Here is a 1,046-nt window from a genome sequence, read left to right on the forward strand (position 1 = left end):
AAAATCAGGCTCGCCAATACGTAAGGTGACGGGGGTGTTCAAGTAGACCAGAATCGGTGTTCAAGTAAACCAGAATATGCAACCTGCAAACTGTGTTTGTATGCAGTTTAATTCATCCAGAATAATGTCATCCATGCGGCGTATATGAATATGGCTGCCTCCAGAGGCTACGGTCGTGTAATGATCCGGTGAGGGCTGATCCGGGTAAGAGCCCATTGTTACGTCGATAACATAATGAATGTTTTCAGGAAATGCTCCGGTACCCATTACAGTCAGGCGGTCTGTTGTAATTACTTTACCAAGGTAAATTGCTTCTTCATGCCCTCTGATGATGACAGAGCCCATTTCGTTTGCCAGCTCCCAGTGATCCATACGTGCCTTTTCCAGTGATTTTTTGAGCCACTGCACAATGCTATTAAACTGACTGTGATTGAGAACGGTGAGGTCGGTATCACGTGGTGTCATGCATGCTTGCATGTGATGCTGGTTGATGCCTTCCGGTAAGCGCGGTCCAGCCTGTTCATAGAGGTGTTGTAAGGTTGAGTCCGATTCGTCATCCCATATTGAGAGTATATAGTGCTGGAATGCCATACTACCGGTCAGGGCGACGGGCATATCGGTTTCATCAGTATTAAGGTCAGCTAGAATGCCTGGTATTGTCAGATGGAAATACTCACGTAAGGCTCTAATGCGTTCACTAACAGTATGAGCAAGAGGACGCGTAAAGTAGTTGACCAAGGGGGGGCGTTGCTCAGGTTGTGGTCTGTCTGGTTGCCTTTCCAGTTCATGAACCACATTTGAAGAGAGATAATAAGCTGATATTTCAATATCCAGACGGGTTGCAATATAGGCCATTAGGAGTCTGCATGCCATGTCATCATCAGGAATCGTTTCGCCTATGAAATCAATACGCTGACTGAGTACTGTAATCGAAGGGACTTCTTCCAGAGACAGGTTCAATACTTTACCTGATTACCACTGTGGCTCAGCCAGCTTGAGAAGCCTTGCTGGCATGGGGCAGGTTCGCGCAGCCATGTAACCCAGCC

At 47.0% G+C, this 1,046-nt stretch carries 1 protein-coding gene; it reads right to left on the reverse strand.

Annotated features, from left to right (window positions below):
- Positions 1-60 precede the first annotated feature (60 nt).
- Positions 61-960 (reverse strand): hypothetical protein, encoded by a 900-nt coding sequence (locus ABD892_RS10545; protein WP_345195583.1) that lies wholly within the window; start codon positions 958-960, stop codon positions 61-63.
- Positions 961-1,046 lie beyond the last annotated feature (86 nt).

It is taken from the genome of Kistimonas scapharcae (genome assembly GCF_039540975.1).
GTDB lineage: Bacteria > Pseudomonadota > Gammaproteobacteria > Pseudomonadales > Endozoicomonadaceae > Kistimonas > Kistimonas scapharcae.